Below are 20,430 nucleotides of genomic sequence, written 5' to 3' on the forward strand. Positions count from 1 at the left end.
TCTTGTTCACGCCGCCATTTCTTTGAAAAACCGCCCATGACATGGGCCATCGCCACCGTTGCTTCCTTGTGGCGCTTGAACGTTTATGTCGCCTGTCAACGGTTTATTGCGCTTTCCCTAATCTTGTCCTTTTTTCCCGCACATCGTCAGCGAGCAAGGCCATAAACTCGTCAAGCCCCATCGTCCGGCTTTCTTTTTCGCCATAGCGGCGGACGTTGACCGCTCGCTCAGACACTTCTTTATCGCCGACAACGAGCATGTACGGGATTTTTTGCATTTGCGCTTCGCGGATTTTATAGCCGATTTTTTCGTCGCGCTCGTCGACTTCGACGCGGAAGCCGCGTTCTTTCAGCGTCCGTTGCACGTCATACGCGTAATCGAGATGCGCCTCCGGCGACACGGGGATCACTTTGACTTGAACCGGGGCGAGCCATGTCGGAAACGCGCCTTTATACTCCTCGATGAGGAACGCGACAAACCGCTCCATCGTCGAGACGACGCCGCGATGGATGACGACCGGACGATGCGGCTTCCCATCCTCGCCAATGTATGTCAAATCAAAGCGCTCGGGCAACAGGAAGTCAAGCTGCACCGTCGAGAGCGTCTCGTCTTTGCCAAGCGCCGTGCGCACTTGCACATCGAGCTTCGGCCCGTAAAACGCCGCTTCCCCTTCCGCTTCGTAGTAATCGAGGTCGAGCTCGTCCATGGCTTCCCGCAGCATGCGTTGGGCTTTTTCCCACATTTCATCGTCATCGTAATATTTTTCTTTGTCATGCGGATCGCGGTAAGACAAGCGGAACGAGTATTCCTCAATGCCGAAATCCTTATAGACTTCCAAAATCAAGTTGACGACGCGCTTGAACTCGTCTTTGATTTGGTCCGGGCGCACGAAAATGTGGGCGTCGTTGAGCGTCATGCCGCGGACGCGCTGCAGGCCGGTAAGCGCTCCAGACATTTCATAGCGGTGCATCGTGCCGAGCTCGGCGATGCGGATCGGCAGCTCGCGGTAGCTGTGCAGCTTGCTTTTGTAAATCATCATATGGTGCGGGCAGTTCATCGGACGAAGCACAAGTTCTTCGTTGTCCATCTCCATCGGCGGGAACATGTTTTCTTTGTAATGGTCCCAATGGCCCGATGTCTTGTACAGCTCGACGCTGCCGAGCACCGGTGTGTAGACATGATCGTATCCGAGCGCCACTTCTTTGTCGACGATGTACCGTTCGATAATGCGGCGGATCGTCGCTCCTTTCGGCAGCCATAGCGGCAAGCCTTGTCCGACTTGTTGCGATGTCGTAAACAGCTCAAGCTCTTTGCCTAATTTGCGGTGATCGCGCTCTTTCGCTTCTTCAAGCAGGCGCAAATAACGATCCAAGTCTTCCTTTTTGAAAAAGGCCGTGCCGTAGATGCGCTGCAGCATTTTGTTGTTGCTGTCGCCGCGCCAGTAGGCCCCCGAGATGCTGAGCAGCTTGAACTCTTTGATTTTTCCAGTCGACGGCACGTGCACGCCGCGGCAAAGGTCGAAAAACTCGCCTTGCTCATAAATCGAAATCGGCTCGCCTTCCGGAATATCGGCGATCAACTCGAGCTTCAACTCATCGCCGATTTCTTCATACAGCCGGATGGCTTCTTCGCGGCTCACTTCTTTGCGGACGATGTCCAAATTTTCTTTGACAATCTTGCGCATTTCCGCTTCGATTTTCGGGAGGTCGTCTGGCGTCAGCTTATGCTCCATGTCGATATCATAGTAAAAGCCGTTTTCAATGACCGGACCGACGCCGAGCTTGACGTTGCCATACAGCCGCTTGATCGCCTGCGCCATTAAGTGGGCGGTGCTATGGCGCAAAATGTCAAGCGCCTCCGGCATGTCTTGGGTAATGATGACAAGCTCGCCATCTTCGTGAAGCGGCGTGCGCAAATCAACGAACCGGCCGTTCAGTTTGCCGGCGATCGCTTTTTTCTTCAGCCCCGGGCTGATCGAGGCAGCGATGTCTTCCGTCGTCGTCCCCTTCGGAAACTCCTTTTCCGCCCCATCTGGGAACGTGATGCGAATGACGTCTGGCATTGGCAATCACTCCTTTGTCATGATGATGAAAATGGAAAAATAAAAAAACTCCTCCCTCCTAAAGGGACGAGTTTTCATCGTGGTTCCACCCTTCTTCCCATGGCAACGCCTCGCCATGCCATGGCTCAACAAGAATAACGGTCGTCCACCGGCGGCAACTACTGGGCGTTGCGTTCGCTGCCGCAGCTCTGAGGGGGTAAGCGCATTTTTCGTGTTAGGAAGGTTCCAGCCGCTGCCTTCCCTCTCTGGAAACCGTAAAAATGCGCCCATGTCCTCGTCATCGCTTGTATTCATCCATATTCATGACGTCATTATAGCGAAAACAGCAGGAAAAATCAAGCTTCTCCCCCATTTCCAGCGTTGGCGGCAAACAAGCGGGAAAAATCGGCGCGGCGGCAGACGATCAGCCGTTCTTGAAACACGTTTTGCAGTGTCTGCACCATGCCGTCATCCGGATGATCGGTGTACAGCTCAATTTCCGCCGGAGCGAGCGAGACAAGCGGAGCGAGCACCGATGCATCAATATACATCGGCTGGCTGAAGACGAGATGGCGGTCGATCAACTGTCTCACTTCCGCCGCCGACAGCTCCCGCCGCTCGCTGTCGTAAAATACGAAGTGCGGCGGATCGTGCACCAAATACAGGCGCGGCCATTGCGGCGTCCGGCCAGCCAGGCAGTCGCGCAGCATTTGCACAAAATTTTGATACTCCTGCTCCAGCTTGTATTCATCAATCGCCAGCTCGACATAATGTTGGAGGCGCTCCATATACGGCTTTAACCGGAACGTAACGAACGAAGAAAACGAAAATGACAAGCCGTCGCGCAAAAAGGAGGCAAAAGCGTCGCGCAACATCACGGTGCGCGAGGCGGCAAACGCCGCGCTTTTCCGGTAATCGCGCCGCTCGCCGTCCAAAAATGAATGAGCGAGGGCCAAAATTTGCTGCTGTTCTTCGACGTCGCGGAAATAAAAAACATTGGCAATGATGGATAGCAGCAGCCGGTCTTCCATCACCTCCTGCATAAACGCCGTCATCGCTGGGATGATATGCTCCTCAAGCACACGCTTCTCCTCGCCCTGTATGTAAACCGCCACGGTTTTGTTCCCGTCATAAGCGGCATGAAACAGCGGACCGTCATCCGGTTGCCGGTGATCTAGCAGCCCAACCAATTTTTCCGCCTCGCTTGCCTCGTCAAAATGGATTTCGATCACCCGCTGTCCCCCCTTTAGCCCGAAAGGCATGCTTGGTTTATATATATGGGGACAACGGGCTGTTTAGACTAAAAAACCACAAAGCTTAGCGGCGTTCATTGTTCGAGGAGAGGGTGCCCCAAAAGGATCGGGACACCCTTTCTTATTACCGTATACAGGCATAAAACAAATATGTTGTGTTTTGTTTAAGGGAAATTACCCTTTTGGGTCAGCCCCAGTCGGCAAACGAACCGCTTGCCGACTACGGCAGAAAAGCTAGAAACAGAACCTGCTCAACTAGTTTTTATGGGTTAATCAACATGCCTGTGCAAACGGCAACGTTTCAAATCGCCTTTATATATTTTGCTCGCGGCGGTTCGGTCCAGTGATTTCAATCGGATAGGCCAAATAGCGGATTCGCTCCATAATGCGCGCCGCCTTCACCTTCTCTTCTTCGCCGCGCTGCGAATACGTCAAATGATGGGCGAGCTGCTGCATATCAAAGTTCGACGTGAAAAACGTCGGCAAGTTTTCAAACATCCGGTATTGCAAGATCGGGCCAAACACATCATCGCGCACCCAGCTTGACATCGCCTCCGCCCCAAGATCATCGAGCATCAGCACCGGCACTTTTTTGATATAATCAAGCTTTTCGTTCATCGTCTGGTCTTGAAGCGAATGTTTCATCTCACGAAACAGCTCGGGCACGTAGACGATCAGCGACGAAACGTTTCGCTTCGCCAGCTCGTTGGCGATCGCGGCGAGCAAATACGTTTTGCCCACCCCAAACGATCCGTGCAAATACAAGCCTTTCATTTTTTTCCCTGGCTCGTATTCCGCCACAAACCGCTCGGCAAATCGGATCGCTTTGATCCGCCCATCGTCATTGAGATCGACGTCAGAGAGCGAAGCACGCAAGATTTCGCGCGGCATGAACATGCTTTGAATGAGCGACTCTTGCCGTTTTCGCTCGTCATGCTGCACTTTTTTTGGGCAGCGGTCGTACTCAACGTCGATCCTTCCACCGTTGACCACCAAATTTGGATGGTACCCCGGCAGCATGTTGTTGCATCGCTCAAGGCCCGGACATTGGCGGCAATTCCCGTGCTGCTCGATGAACTCATACAGCTTCATCAAGCTGCGGTCAACCGCATCGGCCGACAATTGCCGTTCGTGCGCCCGCAAAAACGGCTGCACGTCCGGATGCTCCAAAATGTAGCGTTTCATTTGTTCGTAGCGTTGTTTAAACCGTTGATTGCCAAGCAACCGCTGCAACAGGTGGTTTACTCGTTCCATGGCTTTTCCCTCTATGATTCATCACGGTATTTTTTCAGCCGTTCCTCAAGCTCTTTGCGCGCCTGTTCGACGTCAAAATCATCATCATCCGGCTGGCTGTAATCCATGTTCAGCCAGTCCGGGACGATTTCCGTGCGCACGACTTTGCGCACCGTCCGCGTCCCTTTTTCCTTTTCGTTCGCCCAGTTTTGGTATGTTTTCGCCTCTTCTTTCGCCAGCTCCATGGCTTCCTTCACGGTTTTCACCTTTTTGCGCGCCCAATGGCTGGCGATTTTTTCTACATATTTTTTCGACAGCTTCATATTCGTCCGGAGCATGACATAATAAATGAGCACGTTGACAACTCCGGGGAGCAGCTGTTGCTTAAACATCACATCTTCGATCAGCTGCAAATCAGCCAGCGACGGCTCAGCGCCGCCTGAAATCTCTTTCAGCAGCTGGCGCGGGGAAATTGTTTCCAGCTGTTTCATTAGTTGCTCCTCTTTTGTGCGCGGTTCGATGTTTTCCATCGTCCGGTAGGCGAGCGGCTGCACTCGTTCGACGAGGCGCGGCTCGACACCGCCATGTTCGAGCTCATACCATTCGCGCGCCGCCCGGCGCAACGCGTCAATATCGATATGATAGGCCGGATCGATGACGCCAAGGACCAGTTTTTGCATCTCAAGCGGCGGAATGCCGTATAAAAACGCCAGCTTTTTAATCGCTTCCTTCACTTTCGCTGTCACCGCTCGGCGCGGCACAAGCTGCTTGGACAGGCCGGCAAAAAACAGCTCAAAGTCGAATACATCATCATCAAGCACATACGACGCCTCATCCCGCCTGATGTGATCCTTCCCTTCAAGCAGCTCGGGCCCGGCTTCTTCGCTGAGGCCGGCGACGATTTGTTCAGCGGGCACGGCCGAAAACACGTCGGAAAACGACCGCGTCACCTGGGTGAATTTCGTTTCATCAATGGACGGACGGGCAAAAAAGTTGCTCAGCTGGATAAACAAGTGGCGGCCGACTTGCCGGTGCAAAAAAACGCTCAACATCTCGTCGCGGAAAAACTGGTCTGGCGCCAACGGCGGGCGCAGCTCATAAAGAAACAGCTTCGGTTCATCCGCCTCTTTAGCGTGGACGTATGTGTCGAGCAGCCCGATTCCTTCGAGTTTCAACCGTTCGCTGTAAATGTCCGGCAGTCCGCACTGCATGAGCGCCATAAGCCGATGATGGGTCGCTTCCTGGCCGTCAAGCAGCTCAAGCTCCCCCCAAAGCGTCATATAAAGCGCCAACGCCCGGCAGCCGATGAGCGGCTGGTAAAGCAGCGTCAGCACTTTACGGTCCACCTCTTGCAACACCCCACGGCTTTGCACGGTATAACGGTCGACAGCAATCAGCTCTTTCCAATGGTGTTGCATCGCTCCGACCTTCCATTTCGCCGTATTCGTTTCAAACCGGCTCTCCCCTTTCCTGCCGAAAAGACGTTGAAAAAAAGGGCTTGCCGCCTAACGCCAAAGCCCTTTTTACCGTTGCCCTTTTTTGATCAGCTCTTTCAGTTCTTCAATGAACACATTAATATCTTTAAACTGCCGATAGACGGAAGCGAAGCGGACATAGGCGACCTCATCGATGTGTGACAGGCGCTCCATCACCATTTCGCCGATCGTTTCGCTTTTCACTTCCGAGACGCCTTGATTGCGCAGTTCGCGCTCAATTTCCTGCGTCACTTTTTCAAGCTCCTCGAGCGCCACCGGCCGCTTCTCGCACGCTTTGATCAAGCCGCGCAAAATTTTCTCCCGGCTAAATTCTTCGCGCGTCCCCTCTTTTTTCACAACAATCAGCGGCGGCTCCTCGATCCGCTCAAACGTCGTAAACCGATAATGGCACTGTTCGCACTCCCGCCGGCGGCGGATCGAACGACCCTCTTCAACCGGGCGCGAGTCAAGCACGCGCGTGCCTTGATGATGGCATGAAGGACATCGCATAACATCCACTCCGTTGATCTTCTTATTTTCTATCATACCGGAATGGACGAAAGCAGACAAGATATAGTTAGCTGTTCAGTCCGGAACCGATATAGGGCAGGCGGGCGTCGAGCTTCCGATACAAATCGAGAATGACCGCCCGGCTATGCCCAAAATCAAACGGCAATAGCTTCGTCTCCGTCGTCGCGGAAAAGTCGACCGCCGTTTCAAACGGCCGCACGGAAATGACGGTAGCGACGATAAACAACTTTTTGCCGCGCCTTGTTTGTGCACAAATTTCGCCGCGCTCTTCGGAAACAGAAACGAGCTCGGCGCCAGGCAGCGACGAGAGCAGCTCCTTGACCGCATCGATCACAGCGCGGTTCGTCGCTTTGTAATAATGGCTTCTTAGCTCTTCATCTTCATGATTTTCCCGCGTTTCACAATGGTTTGTGAAGGCGTATTTGAGTGTTTTCCACATGCTCATTGCCACGTCTCCCTAGTCATTCTTTTTCTTCCATCATACCATGATTTTCGCCGCTGTTGTACCGCCGAGGGCGCAAAAAAAGGAGCGTTTCGCTTACGCTCCTTTCGGTTTATCATGATCCAATTACAGCGCCTGCGCCTTTTTCACTTCGATTGGGCGCATGCCGCGCGGAAGTTCAATCGTTTCCCGCGTTTGCGCGCCCAGCATTTCGGCAATGTAATCGGCGGCAATCGTCGGGTCTAAATGGCCGCATGTATACACATCAATGCTCGCATAGCCGTGTTCGGGAAACGTGTGAATCGTCAAATGCGATTCCGAAATAATGACGACCCCGCTTACGCCTTGCGGAGCGAATTTATGGAACGCCACTTCGCGAATCTCCGCTCCCGACTTTAACGCGGCGTCAACGAACGTTTTTTCAATAAAATCAATATCATTCAGTTTGTCAAAGTCGCATCCCCAAAGTTCCGAGATAACGTGACGACCCATCGTGTCCATGAAAAGAATCCCCCTTTAACCAATTTTCTCAAACAAATAAAAAAACAGAAGGTGAGTTGCAAAATGGCATGTATAACTACCACGGGGGAAAGTTAGTCCTAAGAGGTCCTAACCCTTTAAGTAGTCACATTACCCTTGCCGTTAAGAAGTTCACGAGACATAGTATACTTTGTTTAGGGGGTTTTTGCAACAGGCTTTTTTAATTTTTTTGCATAAAAAAGAGAAAAAGCGCCCACGCCCGCACCGTGGCCCGATCCGTTTGTGCGGATCGCAAAAGCCATAGCGCAGGCGGCGCGCTTCACATCGAACCGCTGTTACGCATTGACGCTGAGACGCTCATTCATTTTGGCCGCGACAAGATGGGCTAAATCAACGACGCGGCACGAATAGCCCCATTCATTGTCATACCAAGCGAGCACTTTCACTTTTCGCCCTTCCATCACCATCGTCGACAGGCCGTCGATAATCGCAGAATGCGGATTCGTATTGAAATCGATCGAGACAAGCGGCTCCATCGTGAAATCCAAGATGCCTTTCAATGGGCCGTCGGCAGCGCGGATCAGCGCCTCGTTCACCTCATCAACCGTCACATCGCGCTTCAAGTCGACGACCAAGTCGACGAGCGAGACGTTCGGCGTCGGGACGCGGAGCGCCATGCCATGAAGCTTCCCTTTTAAATGCGGCAGCACTAGGCCAAGCGCTTTCGCCGCTCCCGTTGTCGTCGGGATGATCGACTGCGCGCATGAGCGGGCGCGGCGCAAATCTTTATGCGGGTTATCGATGTTTTTTTGGTCGTTCGTATACGCGTGAACCGTCGTCATCAGGCCGTTTTCAATCCCAAACGCTTCATCGAGCACTTTGACGACCGGAGCCAAACAGTTTGTCGTACACGAGGCGTTCGAAATGATGAAATGGCGGTCGATGTCAAGCATATGCTCGTTGACGCCAACAACGATCGTCACATCTTCATTTTTGCCCGGGGCGGTTAAAATGACGCGCTTCGCCCCTGCCTCAAGGTGAAGGCTCGCCTTTTCGCGGTCGTTGAATTTTCCGGTCGCTTCAATCACAATATCGATATCAAGCTCTTTCCACGGCAGCTGTTTCGGGTCGCGCGAGTTTAACAGCCTCACTTTTTTGCCGTTGACGAGCAGGCCGTCTTCCAAGGCGATGACCTCACCGTCAAATTTACCGTGGTTTGAGTCATATTTCACTAAATGGGCTAACGTTTCCGGCGGATAGCTGGCGTTCACCGCCACAATGTCGAGGTCAGAGGAATTGATGGCGCGCCGGAACACCATCCGTCCGATTCGTCCGAAACCGTTAATCGCCACTTTCGCCTTCATTCACTTTGTTCTCCTCTCATATATGTTATACTATTTTCTTATATTCGTATAAATAGTATATCATATTTTTAGGAAATGTGGAGAACAAAATGACTGAAAGCGAACAAAAAAGACGCCTATTTTTCCAAGGCGTCCCATTGTTTCAAAATAGCCAACAGCTGACGGCGTGTCTCTTCCCTCGTTCCGTTATTGTTGATGACCGCGTCGGCCCGCTTCATTTTTTCCGCCAGCGGCCATTGAGCGCGAATGCGGGCGCGCGCTTCTTCCTCAGTGAACCCGTTCCGCTCCATCAGCCGGCGAAGCTGGATGTCATCGTCAACATACACGACAAGTACTTTATCGACCCAGGATGTCAATCCGCTTTCAAATAAAAGCGGAATGTCCAATACGACCGTTTTCGCCCCGGAACGGACGAGCGCTTCTTTCTCCGCGAGCATTTTCTGACGCACCGCCGGGTGAACGATGGCGTTTAGCTTTTTCCGTTCTTCTTCGTCGTTGAACACGATCGCCCCGAGTTTCGCCCGATCGATCTCTCCATTTGTCTGCAAAATGCCCGGACCGAAGGCGGCGACAATCTGACGGTAGGCGTCTTCCCCCGGTCGGACGACGGCGCGCGCCGCTTCGTCAGCATCAATGACCGGAAGGCCGAGCTCGCGCATCATCGCGCTCACCGTGCTTTTGCCGCTGGCGATCCCGCCGGTCAATCCGATCGTCAACGTCATGGAACCTCTCTCCTTTTTACACGCCGCCTAGCGCTGGCAGCGCGGGCAATAATGCGTGCCGCGGCCGGCGACGACCGTTTTTTCAATCGGCGTGCCGCATCGTTTGCACGGATTGCCTTGGCGGCCATACACGTACAAATGATGTTGAAACGTGCCGGCCTCGCCTTGCGTGTTCACATACGTGCGCACCGTGCTTCCCCCTTTCATGACCGCCTCGCCGATCGTCGCCACCATTTCCTCATGCAGGCGCTCGATCTCTTTGCTGGAGAGAGAGGCGGCCGGCCGGCCGGGAAGAATGCCGGCGCGAAACAGCGATTCGTCGACATAAATATTGCCAAACCCAGCCACGACCGTCTGATCAAGGAGCAACGCTTTGACCGACCGTTTCGTTTTCACCGCCCGCTCCGCCAATACAGCTGGGGAAAACGCCGGGGAAAGCGGCTCCGGCCCAAGCTCAGCAAGCGGCGGCCGACGGTCAGCTTCTTCTTTGGCATAAACGTGCATCGTTCCGAACTTGCGCACGTCGCGGTAACGGAGTTCGCTGCCGTCCGTGAAGCAAAACACGACGTGCGTATGCGGTTCGAGCGGCTCGAGGGCAGAAGCAACGGCGTAGCGCCCTTCCATGCGCAAATGGGAAATGAGTGCATCGCGGTCGAGCAGGAATTTCAAAAACTTCCCTCTCCGTTCCAAACCACGCACCGTCTGTCCGATCATTCTTGCCGCAAACTCCTCGGGGTCTCGCGGATGGCGGATGATGTTCGGCCAAAAGATGCGCACATCCTCAATCGTTTTTCCGACAATAAGCGGCAAAAGCGTACGACGGATCGTTTCCACCTCCGGCAATTCCGGCATGGCGATCCCCCCTTTCCTCCGTTTTCCTGCATCGTTCCCGCCGACGCTTTCGCATTGACGCCGGTTCATCCGCCGAGAGAAAGATTCTCCATGGGGCGGCAGCTGTTTCGCTCCAATTCATCGAGTTGCAGCCGAGAATCGTCGCACCGAAAGATTCTGCCTAAAAGGCCGGTGAGAAACGCTGATTTTCACAAAATCGGTCATGTTGGTTGAGAAGGACGGCTCGATGTTCAAGGCTTCCCAACTGGAGAAGAGTCGTTGTGAAACTGCTTTTTCATTCCATCACAGGCCTTCTTAGGGATGCCGGCGCTCCACACCAAGACTTCTCTTTATTTCGCATCATACCACGTCGAGCCATAATGGTAATCGACTTTGAGCGGCACGCGAAGTGTGACCGCTTGCTCCATCACTTCCGGAACGAGCCGGCACAGCCGCTCCATCTCTTCTTTCGGCGCCTCCAAAATGAGCTCGTCATGCACCTGCAGCAAAAGGCGCGCTTGCAGCCGCTCTTCCTTCAGTCTGGCGTTCAGATCGATCATCGCCTTTTTAATAATGTCAGCGGCGCTCCCTTGAATCGGCGTGTTCATCGCCATCCGTTCAGCAAAGCTGCGGACGTTGAAGTTGCGGCTCGTGATATCCGGCAAATAGCGGCGCCGATGCAGCAGCGTCGTCACATACCCTTTCTGTTTTGCTTCTTGCACAATGTTTTCCATATACCGCTTCACGCCAGGGAAGCTTTCGAAGTAGCGCTCGATGAATTCAGCCGCCTCTTTGCGCGAAATATTTAAGTTTTGCGCCAAGCCGTAATCACTGATCCCGTAAACGATCCCAAAGTTGACCGCCTTCGCCTGACGGCGCATGTTGGGCGTCACTTCGTCCTCGCTCACTTGGAAAATGTCCATCGCTGTTTTCGTATGGATATCCAAATCGCGGCGGAACGCTTCCATTAAATTGTCATCTTCCGCAATATGGGCGAGGACGCGCAACTCAATTTGTGAGTAGTCGGCGGCGAAAATGAGCCAATCAGACTCCGACGGCACGAACGCTTGGCGGATTTTCCGTCCTTCCTCAAGCCGAATCGGAATGTTTTGCAAGTTCGGCTCCGTCGAGCTGAGCCGTCCGGTTTGCGTCAACGCCTGATTGAAAATCGTATGCACCTTCTTTGTATCGGGTCGCACGACTTTCAGCAATCCTTCAATATACGTCGACTGCAACTTGCCAAGCTGGCGGTAATGCAAAATGTTTTCCACGATCTCGTGATAAGGCGCAAGTTTTTCAAGCACATCCGCCGAAGTGGAGTAGCCGGTTTTCGTTTTTTTCAAGACGGGCAGCTGCAGTTTTTCAAATAAAATGACGCCGAGCTGTTTCGGTGAATTGATGTTGAATTCTTGGCCGGCGAGCTCATAAATGCGCTGCTCGACCGTGCCTAGCTGCTCGGCGAGCTCTTCGCCCATCTGTTCGAGCCGCTTCGTATCCACTTTCACTCCGGCAAATTCCATTTCCGCCAAAATCGAAGACAACGGCTGCTCGAGCTCGACGAGCAACCGATCTTGTTCGTTGCGGCGCAGCTCATCCAAAAACGGCCGTTCGAGCGCCCAAATCGCCGCCGCCTTGCGGACGAGATGCTCGGCGAGCACTGGCTCATCCGGCACGGCCCGCTTCGCCCCTTTGCCATACACCGCTTCATCCGGGCGCACCGCTTCGTATTGCTTCATTTTGGCTGCGGCAGCTACATCATCAACACCTTGCGCCGGATCAAGCAAATAGGCGGCCAGCAATAAATCAAAGGAAACGCCGCATAGCTCAATTCCTTTCCATTTCAAGGCGACTGCCGCGCGCTTTGAGTCAAACATGCTTTTTTTCTTCGTTTCATCACCAAGCCAGGCGACAAACTGCGGATCGGCAAGCGCCGTCTCCGGGCGCAGGAAAAACCGTCCATGTTCGTTGACCACAGCGATGCCGACGATCGGCGCATCATGATAATTTTCCTCGACCACTTCAACGACAAGCGCCGCCTTGTCGGCAAGCATCTCCTCCGTCACGCGGTCAGCAAGCGTAAATGCCATCTTGGCAAGCGGTTTTTCCTCTTCTGATGACGGCGATTCCATTTTCTCTAAAAACGATTGAAACCCAAGCTCTTTAAATAAAGCGACCACTTTCTCCCGGTCTTCCCCTTGATAGGCGATGTCATCAAGCGAGAGCTCGACCGGGGCGTCGCGGCGAATGGCGGCGAGCTTTTTGCTTAACAGCGCCATCTCCCGGTGTTGGCGCAGCGTTTCTTTCAACTTTTCGCCTTTGATCTCGTCAATGGAGGCAAGCACATTTTCGACCGTGCCGAATTGCCTGAGCAGCTTGACCGCCGTCTTTTCCCCGATGCCCGGCACTCCGGGGATGTTGTCCGATTTGTCGCCCATCAATCCTTTCAAATCAACGATTTGTTCCGGAGTTAAGCCGTATTTTTCGCGGACCGTCTCCGGCGTGTACGGTTCGATATCGGTAATCCCTTTTTTCGTAATGTCCACCGTCACATGGGGGGAGGCGAGCTGGGTCAGATCGCGGTCGCCGGAAATGACTTTCACCTCAAACCCTTCCTGCTCAGCGCGGGCGGCAAGCGTTCCGATAATATCGTCCGCTTCGTAGTTCTCGAGTTCATAGGCGGGGATGCGATACGCCCTCAGCAGCTCGCGCAACAGCGGAAACTGCTCCGACAGCTCCGGTGGCGTCTGCTGGCGCCCACCTTTATACTCTTGAAACGCTTCATGCCGGAACGTCGTTTTCCCGGCGTCAAACGCGACAAGCATATGAGTTGGCTCTTCTTCCGCCAAAATTTTATTCAACATCATCGTAAACCCGTAGACGGCGTTCGTATGGATGCCTTTGTCGTTATGCAAAAGCGGCAAGGCGAAAAAGGCGCGGTACGCCACGCTGCTGCCGTCGATTAAAACAAGCTTTTTTTTCAATCTCATCCCTCCTCGGATGCTTCCTTGTCCTATTGTACCATGCCTGCGGCTTGCCTTGAACGCTCTCCCACCATGATGGGAGGCGCCGATTCATCCCGTGCTTACGCTCACGCTGAAAAATGGGAGGCTTCTCAGTTGGAGATGATCAAAAGAAGCCGGCTACCGCCCCGGCTTTGGAAAATGGATCGTGAACACGGTGCCGCGCCCCACTTTGCTCGCTACGGTAATATATCCATGGTGAGCCTCAACCAAATGTTTCACAATCGAAAGGCCCAACCCCGTTCCGCCGGAATCGCGGCTGCGCGCCTTGTCGACGCGGTAAAAACGCTCAAAAATGCGCGGGATTTCCTTTTCCTCAATGCCGATTCCGGTGTCTTTCACATGGATCAGCACTTCTTTCTCCGTCTCTTCCGCCTCGACAGCGACCCGTCCGTGCTCCGGCGTATACGTGATGGCGTTGGCGAGCAAGTTCAGCAAAATTTGCTTCATCCGATTTCTGTCACCGCGGATGACAAGCCCGGATGGCGATTCGATATGCAAATCAATTTGTTTTTCCGCCGCTTTTTGGCGAAACACAGCAGCCGCTTCGGCGATGACTTGAGCGATATCCACGTCTTCGAGTTGCAGCTGAAATCCGTGCTGCTCGATTTTCGACAAGTCCAACAGTTCCTCAACGAGCGTTTGCAGCCGTTCGCTTTCTTTTAAGATGATGGTCAAAAAATGTTCGAGCGCCGCTTCATCCTTCATAGCGCCATCCAATAGCGTTTCGGCGAATCCTTTGATGGACGTCACCGGCGTTTTCAACTCGTGCGAAACGTTGGCGACAAAGTCTTTGCGGATTTGCTCAAGACGCTTCAGCTCCGTAATGTCGTGAAACACGACGACAATCCCTTTCCATTCGGCGTTCGTGCCAATGATGGGAGCCCCGTATACATCGAAATGTTTCCGCTCGATGCCAATCGTCAGCCGCATATGCCGGCGCATCGTCGTTTCGGTGATGAAAATATCATCGATAAACCGGACGATGTCGCCATGCGGCAGCACATCGGCGTATGGACGGTGCAAACAATCCGACGGATCGAGATGAAACTGAGTCTGGAACGCCCGATTGATGAGAGAAATATGTCCGCGGTGGTCAATAAACAACAGGCCGCTGCCGACGTTTTCAATGAGCGTGTGAAGCCGATCGGTCTGAATTTCCCGCGCCCTGCTCATCTCCTGCAAATGGCGGGCCAGCCGGTTGATCGAGCGCACAAGCATCCCGGCCTCGTTATATTCACCATCGGGCACACGGGCGGCGTAATTGCCTTTTTCCAGCTCAAACGCCACTTTCGTCGCTTCTTCAATTGGCTTCATATATTGATTGGCGATTTTCCAGACGAGGGCGATGATGACAACGAGCGCCATCCCGAGGCTGCTCGTGAGCACGCCCCAAATTTGCTCGTTTACTTTTTGGAGTGAGCTCGTCGGTGTGCTTAAAACGACGTACCCGCTCCGCTCACCGCGCTCGTACGGGACGATGTAGTAATAGACGTCGTTTGTTTTTTCAATCACGGAAAAACGGGGAAACTGCTTTTTGCGCAAAATCGCGCGGACGATGCGCTCATGGTCTTTGTCGCTGATCGCTGCGACGCGACCGCTATCAAACCGCACCCGTTCTTCTTTATCGAGCACGGTGATGCGGGACGACAGCTCATTCCCCATTTCCTGCAAATCGGCGCGGATTTGCTCGAGCGGTTCATTTTCAAGCAAAATCGCAAGCGCTTGGGCCTCTTTTTCCATCCGTTTGTTCATCGTCTCGGCGTAAAAATCTTTCAGCAATTGCCCGAGCAAAAGCCCGAGGGCGATCAACACCGTGGCGATGAGCGTCACGAGCCAAAACAAAAGGCGGGTGCGGAAGCTATTCATGCCGCTTCGGTTCCTCCAACTTGTAGCCAAGGCCGCGCACCGTTTTAATGTACATCGGTTTTTTCGTATCGGTTTCGATCTTCTCGCGCAAGTGGCTGATATGGACGTCGACAATGCGTGTATCGCCGGCAAACTCGTAGTTCCACACGGCGCTGAGCAGCTGGTCGCGCGTCAACACCCGCCCTTTATGGCGAGCCAAATAAAGGAGCAACTCAAACTCTTTCGGCGTCAGCTCAAGCGGCTTGCCATCGATCGTTGCTTCATAGCGTTCCGGAAAAATTTCCAGCTCGCCAACAACAAGCCGCTCGCTCGATTCAGCCGCCGGCTGAACGATCTCCGTGCGGCGCAAAATCGCCTTGACGCGGGCAATGACTTCGCGCGGGCTGAACGGCTTTGTCATATAGTCGTCGGCGCCAAGCTCAAGACCAAGCACTTTGTCAAATTCATCATCGCGAGCCGTCAACATTAAAATCGGCGTCATGATTTGCTGCTGGCGAAGCCGCTTGCACACATCAACGCCGTCAAGCTTCGGCAGCATCAAGTCCAAAATAATGAGCGCCGGCTGCTCGGACGCTACTTTCACGAGCGCCTCTTCGCCATCGTGAGCGGTCACGACGTGAAATCCGGCTTTCTCCAAATTGTACGACAACAGAGTCACAATCGGCTGTTCGTCATCGACAACTAAAATTTTTCGTCCCATGCCGCTCCTCCATCCCGTCCAATGGTTTCTGCCTTTATGATACCACAATTGACGCCTTGATTCGGACAAAAAAAAGAAAAAAGGGCGTTTTCCTGCGGACAGGTTGCCCGCGGAAAACTGCCCCTCGCGTTTGGCTGGCTTCCTTTGGCGGAAAGCGGCATGAAACTCCCCCTTTGTTTCGAAGTGGGGGACTGCTTTCAACATGAGGTCAAAAGTTCTCGAGCACCCGCCCGTCTAGGCGCGGCAACGTATGCGGCGGGCAGACAGACAGCGTTCCGTCAAGCACCGTCTCCGCACCGCGCGTCGCCATGACGGACAACGTCACGCAATGGCCCGCCTCATCGACATCGGCGACTTCGAGCAAAAATTCGAGCGTTTCATAATGATAAACGGGGCGGAGAAAGCGAAGATCCTGCCGCGTAATGTAGCTGCCCGGGCCTGGCAAATATTTGGAGACCGCGGACGTGATCATCCCCGTCAACATGACCGGCGGCACGACCGGTTTTCCAAACGGCGTCTGTGAAGCATAATCATGCTGGATATAGAGCGGATTGGCATCATCCGTCAGCCCAAGATAAAGAAGCAAGTCTTTGTCTTCGATGGCGGCTTGGAACACGAGCTTTTCCCCCGCTTGAATTTCCCCGATCCGTCTCCCGAGCTTTCGTTTTTTCAACATGTTCCCACCCCTTCGTTGTCTAGAAAGCGCTTTCATTGACTGTGGGCAAAAATCCGGGGCAATGCCCGAATTTTTGCCTCGCCGCTATTCCAGCATGCGCATGACATTTTTAACGGATTCGACGGATTTGGCGAGCGCCGCTTTTTCCTCTTCGGTCAGCTCGAGCTCGATCACTTTCTCGATGCCGTTGCCGCCGAGGATCGTCGGCACGCCCAAATAAATGCCTTCATAGCCGTATTCGCCTTCAAGGTAGGCGATCGCCGGCAAAATGCGGCGCTGGTCTTTCAAAATCGCTTCGACCATTTCGACAAGCGAGGCGGCCGGTGCGTAGTAGGCGCTGCCGTTGCCGAGCAGGTTGACGATTTCACCGCCGCCTTTGCGCGTCCGCTCAACGATGGCGTCCAAACGATCTTTCGGAATGAGTTTTTCGAGCGGAATGCCGCCGGCGTACGAGTAGCGGACGAGCGGCACCATGTCATCGCCATGGCCGCCTAAAACAAACCCAGTGACATCTTTTACCGAAATGTTCAGCTCCTCGGCGACGAACGTGCGGAAGCGCGCCGTATCCAAGACGCCCGACTGGCCGATGACGCGGTTTTTCGGAAACCCGGACTCTTGAAACACCGTGTATGTCATGGCATCGACCGGGTTCGTCAAGACGATGATGTAGCAGTTCGGCGAGTATTTGACGACTTCCTTCGTCACTTGCTTCATAATTTTTTGGTTCGTCGTCACCAAATCGTCGCGGCTCATGCCCGGCTTGCGGGCGATGCCTGCTGTGATGACGACGATGTCGGAATCGGCTGTGTCAGCGTAATCCGATGTGCCGATGATATTCGCGTCAAAGCCGAGCACCGGGCTTGCCTCGAGCATATCGAGCGCCTTCCCTTTCGTTGGGTTCTCAAGCTGCGGAATATCGACCAACACGACGTCGCCGAGCTCTTTTTGCGCCAAAAGGAACGCCGTCGTCGCCCCCGTGAATCCGGCGCCGATCACCGAGATTTTTTTCCGTTTCATCGCCATCGTTTGCCATCCCTTTCCTTCAAAGGTTAGTCCATATTGCGGATGAGCGCATCAGCAAATTCGGAGCATTTCACTTCCGTCGCCCCTTCCATCAGGCGGGCGAAGTCATACGTGACGATTTTCGCAGCGATCGTTTTCTCCATCGCTTTGATGATCAATTTCGCTGCTTCGTTCCAACCAAGATGCTCAAACATCATGACGCCCGAGAGAATGACGGACGATGGGTTGACTTTGTCAAGCCCTGCGTATTTCGGCGCCGTGCCGTGCGTCGCTTCGAAAATCGCGTGGCCGGTTTCGTAGTTGATGTTTGCCCCCGGCGCGATGCCGATGCCGCCGACTTGAGCGGCCAGCGCGTCGGAAATGTAGTCGCCGTTTAAGTTCATCGTCGCGATGACGTCAAATTCGCGCGGACGCGTCAAAATTTGTTGCAGGAAGATGTCGGCGATGACATCTTTGATAATGATTTTGCCGGACGCTTCCGCATCAGCAAGCGCTTTGTTCGCCGCTTCCTTGCCTTCCGTTTCAACGATTCGGTCGTATTGCGCCCACGTGAACACTTTGTCGGCGAATTCTTCCTCCGCCAGTTCATAACCCCAGTTTTTAAACGCGCCTTCGGTGAATTTCATAATGTTTCCTTTATGAACGAGCGTCACCGACTTGCGGCCGTGTTCGATCGCGTAGTTGATCGCCGCGCGCACAAGCCGTTTCGTCCCTTGTTCGGAAATCGGTTTAATGCCGATGCCGGACGTTTCCGGGAAGCGGATTTTGCGCACGCCCATTTCGTTTTGCAAAAAGTCGATGACTTTTTTCACTTCCGGCGTGCCTTTGGCATATTCAATGCCAGCGTAGATGTCTTCCGTGTTTTCCCGGAAAATGACCATATCGGTGTCTTCCGGGCGTTTCACCGGCGACGGAACGCCTGGGAAGTAGCGAACCGGGCGCAAGCAGACAAACAGGTCGAGCTCTTGGCGGAGCGCGACGTTCAGCGAGCGGATGCCGCCGCCGACCGGCGTCGTCAACGGCCCTTTAATGGCGATTATGTATTCGCGGATCGTCTCAAGCGTTTCATCCGGAAGCCAGCTGCCCGTCAGCTTGTACGCTTTTTCACCAGCGAGCACTTCCTTCCAAACGATTTTTTTCTCACCTTTGTACGCTTTTTCCACCGCTGCTTCGAGCACGCGCGAAGCGGCCGCCCAAATGTCCGGGCCGGTTCCATCCCCCTCGATGAACGGAATGATCGGGTTGTTCGGAACGTTGAGCACACCATTTTGGACTGTAATTTTTTCTCCTTGCGTCACGAGCAAAACCCCCAATGCAGTTTTTTTATAAAAAGGCGTGAAGGCGCGCCTTCACCGCCTTGTCCACTTGTTTTAGCCGCGCTCGTCGATCGGCACGTACGCCCGCTTGCCTGGGCCGGTGTACTCAGCGCGCGGACGGATGAGACGGTTGTTGTCGTATTGTTCCAAGATGTGAGCCAACCATCCCGAGGTGCGGCTGACGGCAAAAATCGGCGTAAACAAATCATGATCGATTCCTAAACAATGGTAAACCGAGGCGGAATAAAAGTCAACGTTTGGCGGCAGCGCTTTTTCCGATGTGACGATTTCTTCAATCTTCGTCGACATTTCATACCAATGCGGCTCGCCGACGAGCTTCGTCAGTTTTTCCGACATTTTTTTCAAATGTTTGGCGCGCGGGTCGCCTTTTCGGTAAACGCGATGGCCAAAGCCCATAATTTTTTCTTTGTTGGCGAGCTTTCTGCGGATGTATGGCTCGACGTTGTCGACCGTGCCGATTTCCGTCAACATTTTCATCACCGCTTCGTTCGCCCCGCCGTGAAGCGGCCCTTTCAAGGCTCCGATCGCCGCCGTGATGCCGGAATACATATCGGACAGCGTGGCTACGCAGACGCGCGCCGTGAACGTCGACGCGTTCAACTCGTGGTCGGCATGCAGCACGAGCGCCTTGTTGAACGCTTCCGTGGCGATGTCGTCTGGTTCTTTGCCGGTCAGCATGTACAAGAAATTGGCGGCAAAGCTCAAATCTTTGCGCGGCGCAACCGGTTCCAACCCTTTGCGCACGCGGGCGAAGGCGGTGACAATCGTCGGGATTTTCGCCTGCAGGCGAATGGCTTTCCGATAATTCGCCTCTTTCGTCATCACATCCGCCTCTTCATCATACAAGCCGAGAAGCGATACCGCGGTGCGCAAAGCCGCCATCGGATGCACCTTGTCAATCGGATACAGCTTGAAGTGTTCAATGATTTCATTTGGAATTTCAGCGTTTTCCGCCAACTGTTTCTTTAATTCCTCAAGCTGCTCTTTCGTCGGCAGTTCGCGATGCCAAAGCAAATAAACGACTTCTTCGAAGGAAGCGTTTTCGGCTAAATCGTCAATGTCATAACCGACATACGTCAACGTGTCATCGATGATCGAACTGATGCTTGAAGTTGTGGCCACAACTCCCTCTAACCCACGGGTTACTGTCATGTTCAATCTCCCCTTCTCTTCATAAGTTCCGGCCATAACGACCGATGGCCGATGAGCGCTTGCTCGAAATGGAGGCAAAAACAAACGCGCGCGCGAAAGTGCTTACATGACGCCGGCGGCAACCGCCCCGTCGCAACAGCTGTACAATGCTTGGCCGAAAACTCACTCACGTTTATTATTATAAACAATTATCAGACTTTTGTCAGCTGTCACACGTCAAAAGAAATGGCTCTTCACCACAACATGTACTTGACAAGCAATACAGCTTCCTGCACAAAGAT

The 20,430-nt window shown here is 53.6% G+C and carries 17 protein-coding genes; all 17 read right to left on the reverse strand.

Features of this window, described 5'->3' with window-relative positions; genetic code table 11:
- Nucleotides 1–103: 103 nt before the first annotated feature.
- The 17 genes from thrS to citZ all read right to left on the reverse strand — a co-directional run bounded on the left by thrS (nt 104) and on the right by citZ (nt 20,149).
- Nucleotides 104–2,062: a threonine--tRNA ligase gene (gene thrS / locus GHH_RS13805; RefSeq protein WP_015375583.1), complete on the reverse strand. Its 1,959-nt coding sequence runs from the start codon at nt 2,060–2,062 to the stop codon at nt 104–106.
- Between the two features lie 335 nt (nt 2,063–2,397).
- The gene (gene ytxC, locus GHH_RS13810) at nt 2,398–3,273 is read right to left on the reverse strand and encodes a putative sporulation protein YtxC (protein WP_011232194.1); all 876 of its coding nucleotides are present in this window, start codon (nt 3,271–3,273) and stop codon (nt 2,398–2,400) included.
- 333 nt (nt 3,274–3,606) lie between these two features.
- Nucleotides 3,607–4,548, reverse strand: a complete 942-nt coding sequence (dnaI, locus tag GHH_RS13815; protein WP_013144524.1) for a primosomal protein DnaI — start codon at nt 4,546–4,548, stop codon at nt 3,607–3,609.
- An 11-nt stretch (nt 4,549–4,559) separates the two neighbouring features.
- Nucleotides 4,560–5,945: a replication initiation and membrane attachment family protein gene (locus GHH_RS13820; protein WP_011232196.1), complete on the reverse strand. Its 1,386-nt coding sequence runs from the start codon at nt 5,943–5,945 to the stop codon at nt 4,560–4,562.
- A 105-nt stretch (nt 5,946–6,050) separates the two neighbouring features.
- Nucleotides 6,051–6,512, reverse strand: a complete 462-nt coding sequence (gene nrdR, locus GHH_RS13825; RefSeq protein ID WP_013144522.1) for a transcriptional regulator NrdR — start codon at nt 6,510–6,512, stop codon at nt 6,051–6,053.
- A gap of 67 nt (nt 6,513–6,579) precedes the next feature.
- Nucleotides 6,580–6,978 (reverse strand): hypothetical protein, encoded by a 399-nt coding sequence (locus GHH_RS13830; protein ID WP_011232198.1) that lies wholly within the window; start codon nt 6,976–6,978, stop codon nt 6,580–6,582.
- Between the two features lie 123 nt (nt 6,979–7,101).
- A complete protein-coding gene (speD, locus tag GHH_RS13835) occupies nt 7,102–7,476 on the reverse strand; it encodes an adenosylmethionine decarboxylase (protein ID WP_011232199.1) in 375 nt (124 codons plus the stop codon).
- A gap of 314 nt (nt 7,477–7,790) precedes the next feature.
- Complete coding sequence (locus GHH_RS13840; protein ID WP_014196517.1) at nt 7,791–8,819, reverse strand: glyceraldehyde-3-phosphate dehydrogenase; 1,029 nt, start codon at nt 8,817–8,819, stop codon at nt 7,791–7,793.
- Between the two features lie 116 nt (nt 8,820–8,935).
- The gene (coaE, locus tag GHH_RS13845) at nt 8,936–9,541 is read right to left on the reverse strand and encodes a dephospho-CoA kinase (protein WP_014196518.1); all 606 of its coding nucleotides are present in this window, start codon (nt 9,539–9,541) and stop codon (nt 8,936–8,938) included.
- A 27-nt stretch (nt 9,542–9,568) separates the two neighbouring features.
- The gene (gene mutM / locus GHH_RS13850) at nt 9,569–10,393 is read right to left on the reverse strand and encodes a DNA-formamidopyrimidine glycosylase (RefSeq protein WP_015375584.1); all 825 of its coding nucleotides are present in this window, start codon (nt 10,391–10,393) and stop codon (nt 9,569–9,571) included.
- 329 nt (nt 10,394–10,722) lie between these two features.
- A complete protein-coding gene (polA, locus tag GHH_RS13855; protein WP_041469283.1) occupies nt 10,723–13,359 on the reverse strand; it encodes a DNA polymerase I in 2,637 nt (878 codons plus the stop codon).
- Between the two features lie 153 nt (nt 13,360–13,512).
- Nucleotides 13,513–15,261 (reverse strand): two-component system histidine kinase PnpS, encoded by a 1,749-nt coding sequence (gene pnpS / locus GHH_RS13860; RefSeq protein ID WP_011232205.1) that lies wholly within the window; start codon nt 15,259–15,261, stop codon nt 13,513–13,515.
- On the reverse strand, nt 15,254–15,961 hold the full coding sequence (locus tag GHH_RS13865; protein ID WP_015375585.1) for a response regulator transcription factor: 708 nt from the start codon (nt 15,959–15,961) through the stop codon (nt 15,254–15,256). Before GHH_RS13865 ends, pnpS begins: the two co-directional genes overlap by 8 nt.
- A 208-nt stretch (nt 15,962–16,169) precedes the next feature.
- On the reverse strand, nt 16,170–16,637 hold the full coding sequence (locus GHH_RS13875) for a MaoC/PaaZ C-terminal domain-containing protein (protein WP_011232207.1): 468 nt from the start codon (nt 16,635–16,637) through the stop codon (nt 16,170–16,172).
- Between the two features lie 84 nt (nt 16,638–16,721).
- Nucleotides 16,722–17,660: a malate dehydrogenase gene (gene mdh / locus GHH_RS13880; protein WP_011232208.1), complete on the reverse strand. Its 939-nt coding sequence runs from the start codon at nt 17,658–17,660 to the stop codon at nt 16,722–16,724.
- A gap of 26 nt (nt 17,661–17,686) precedes the next feature.
- A complete protein-coding gene (gene icd, locus GHH_RS13885; protein WP_011232209.1) occupies nt 17,687–18,958 on the reverse strand; it encodes an NADP-dependent isocitrate dehydrogenase in 1,272 nt (423 codons plus the stop codon).
- Nucleotides 18,959–19,030: 72 nt separating this feature from the next.
- Nucleotides 19,031–20,149, reverse strand: a complete 1,119-nt coding sequence (gene citZ, locus GHH_RS13890; protein ID WP_015375586.1) for a citrate synthase — start codon at nt 20,147–20,149, stop codon at nt 19,031–19,033.
- Nucleotides 20,150–20,430 lie beyond the last annotated feature (281 nt).

The organism is Geobacillus sp. GHH01, from assembly GCF_000336445.1.
In the GTDB taxonomy this organism is placed as follows: Bacteria; Bacillota; Bacilli; order Bacillales; family Anoxybacillaceae; genus Geobacillus; species Geobacillus zalihae.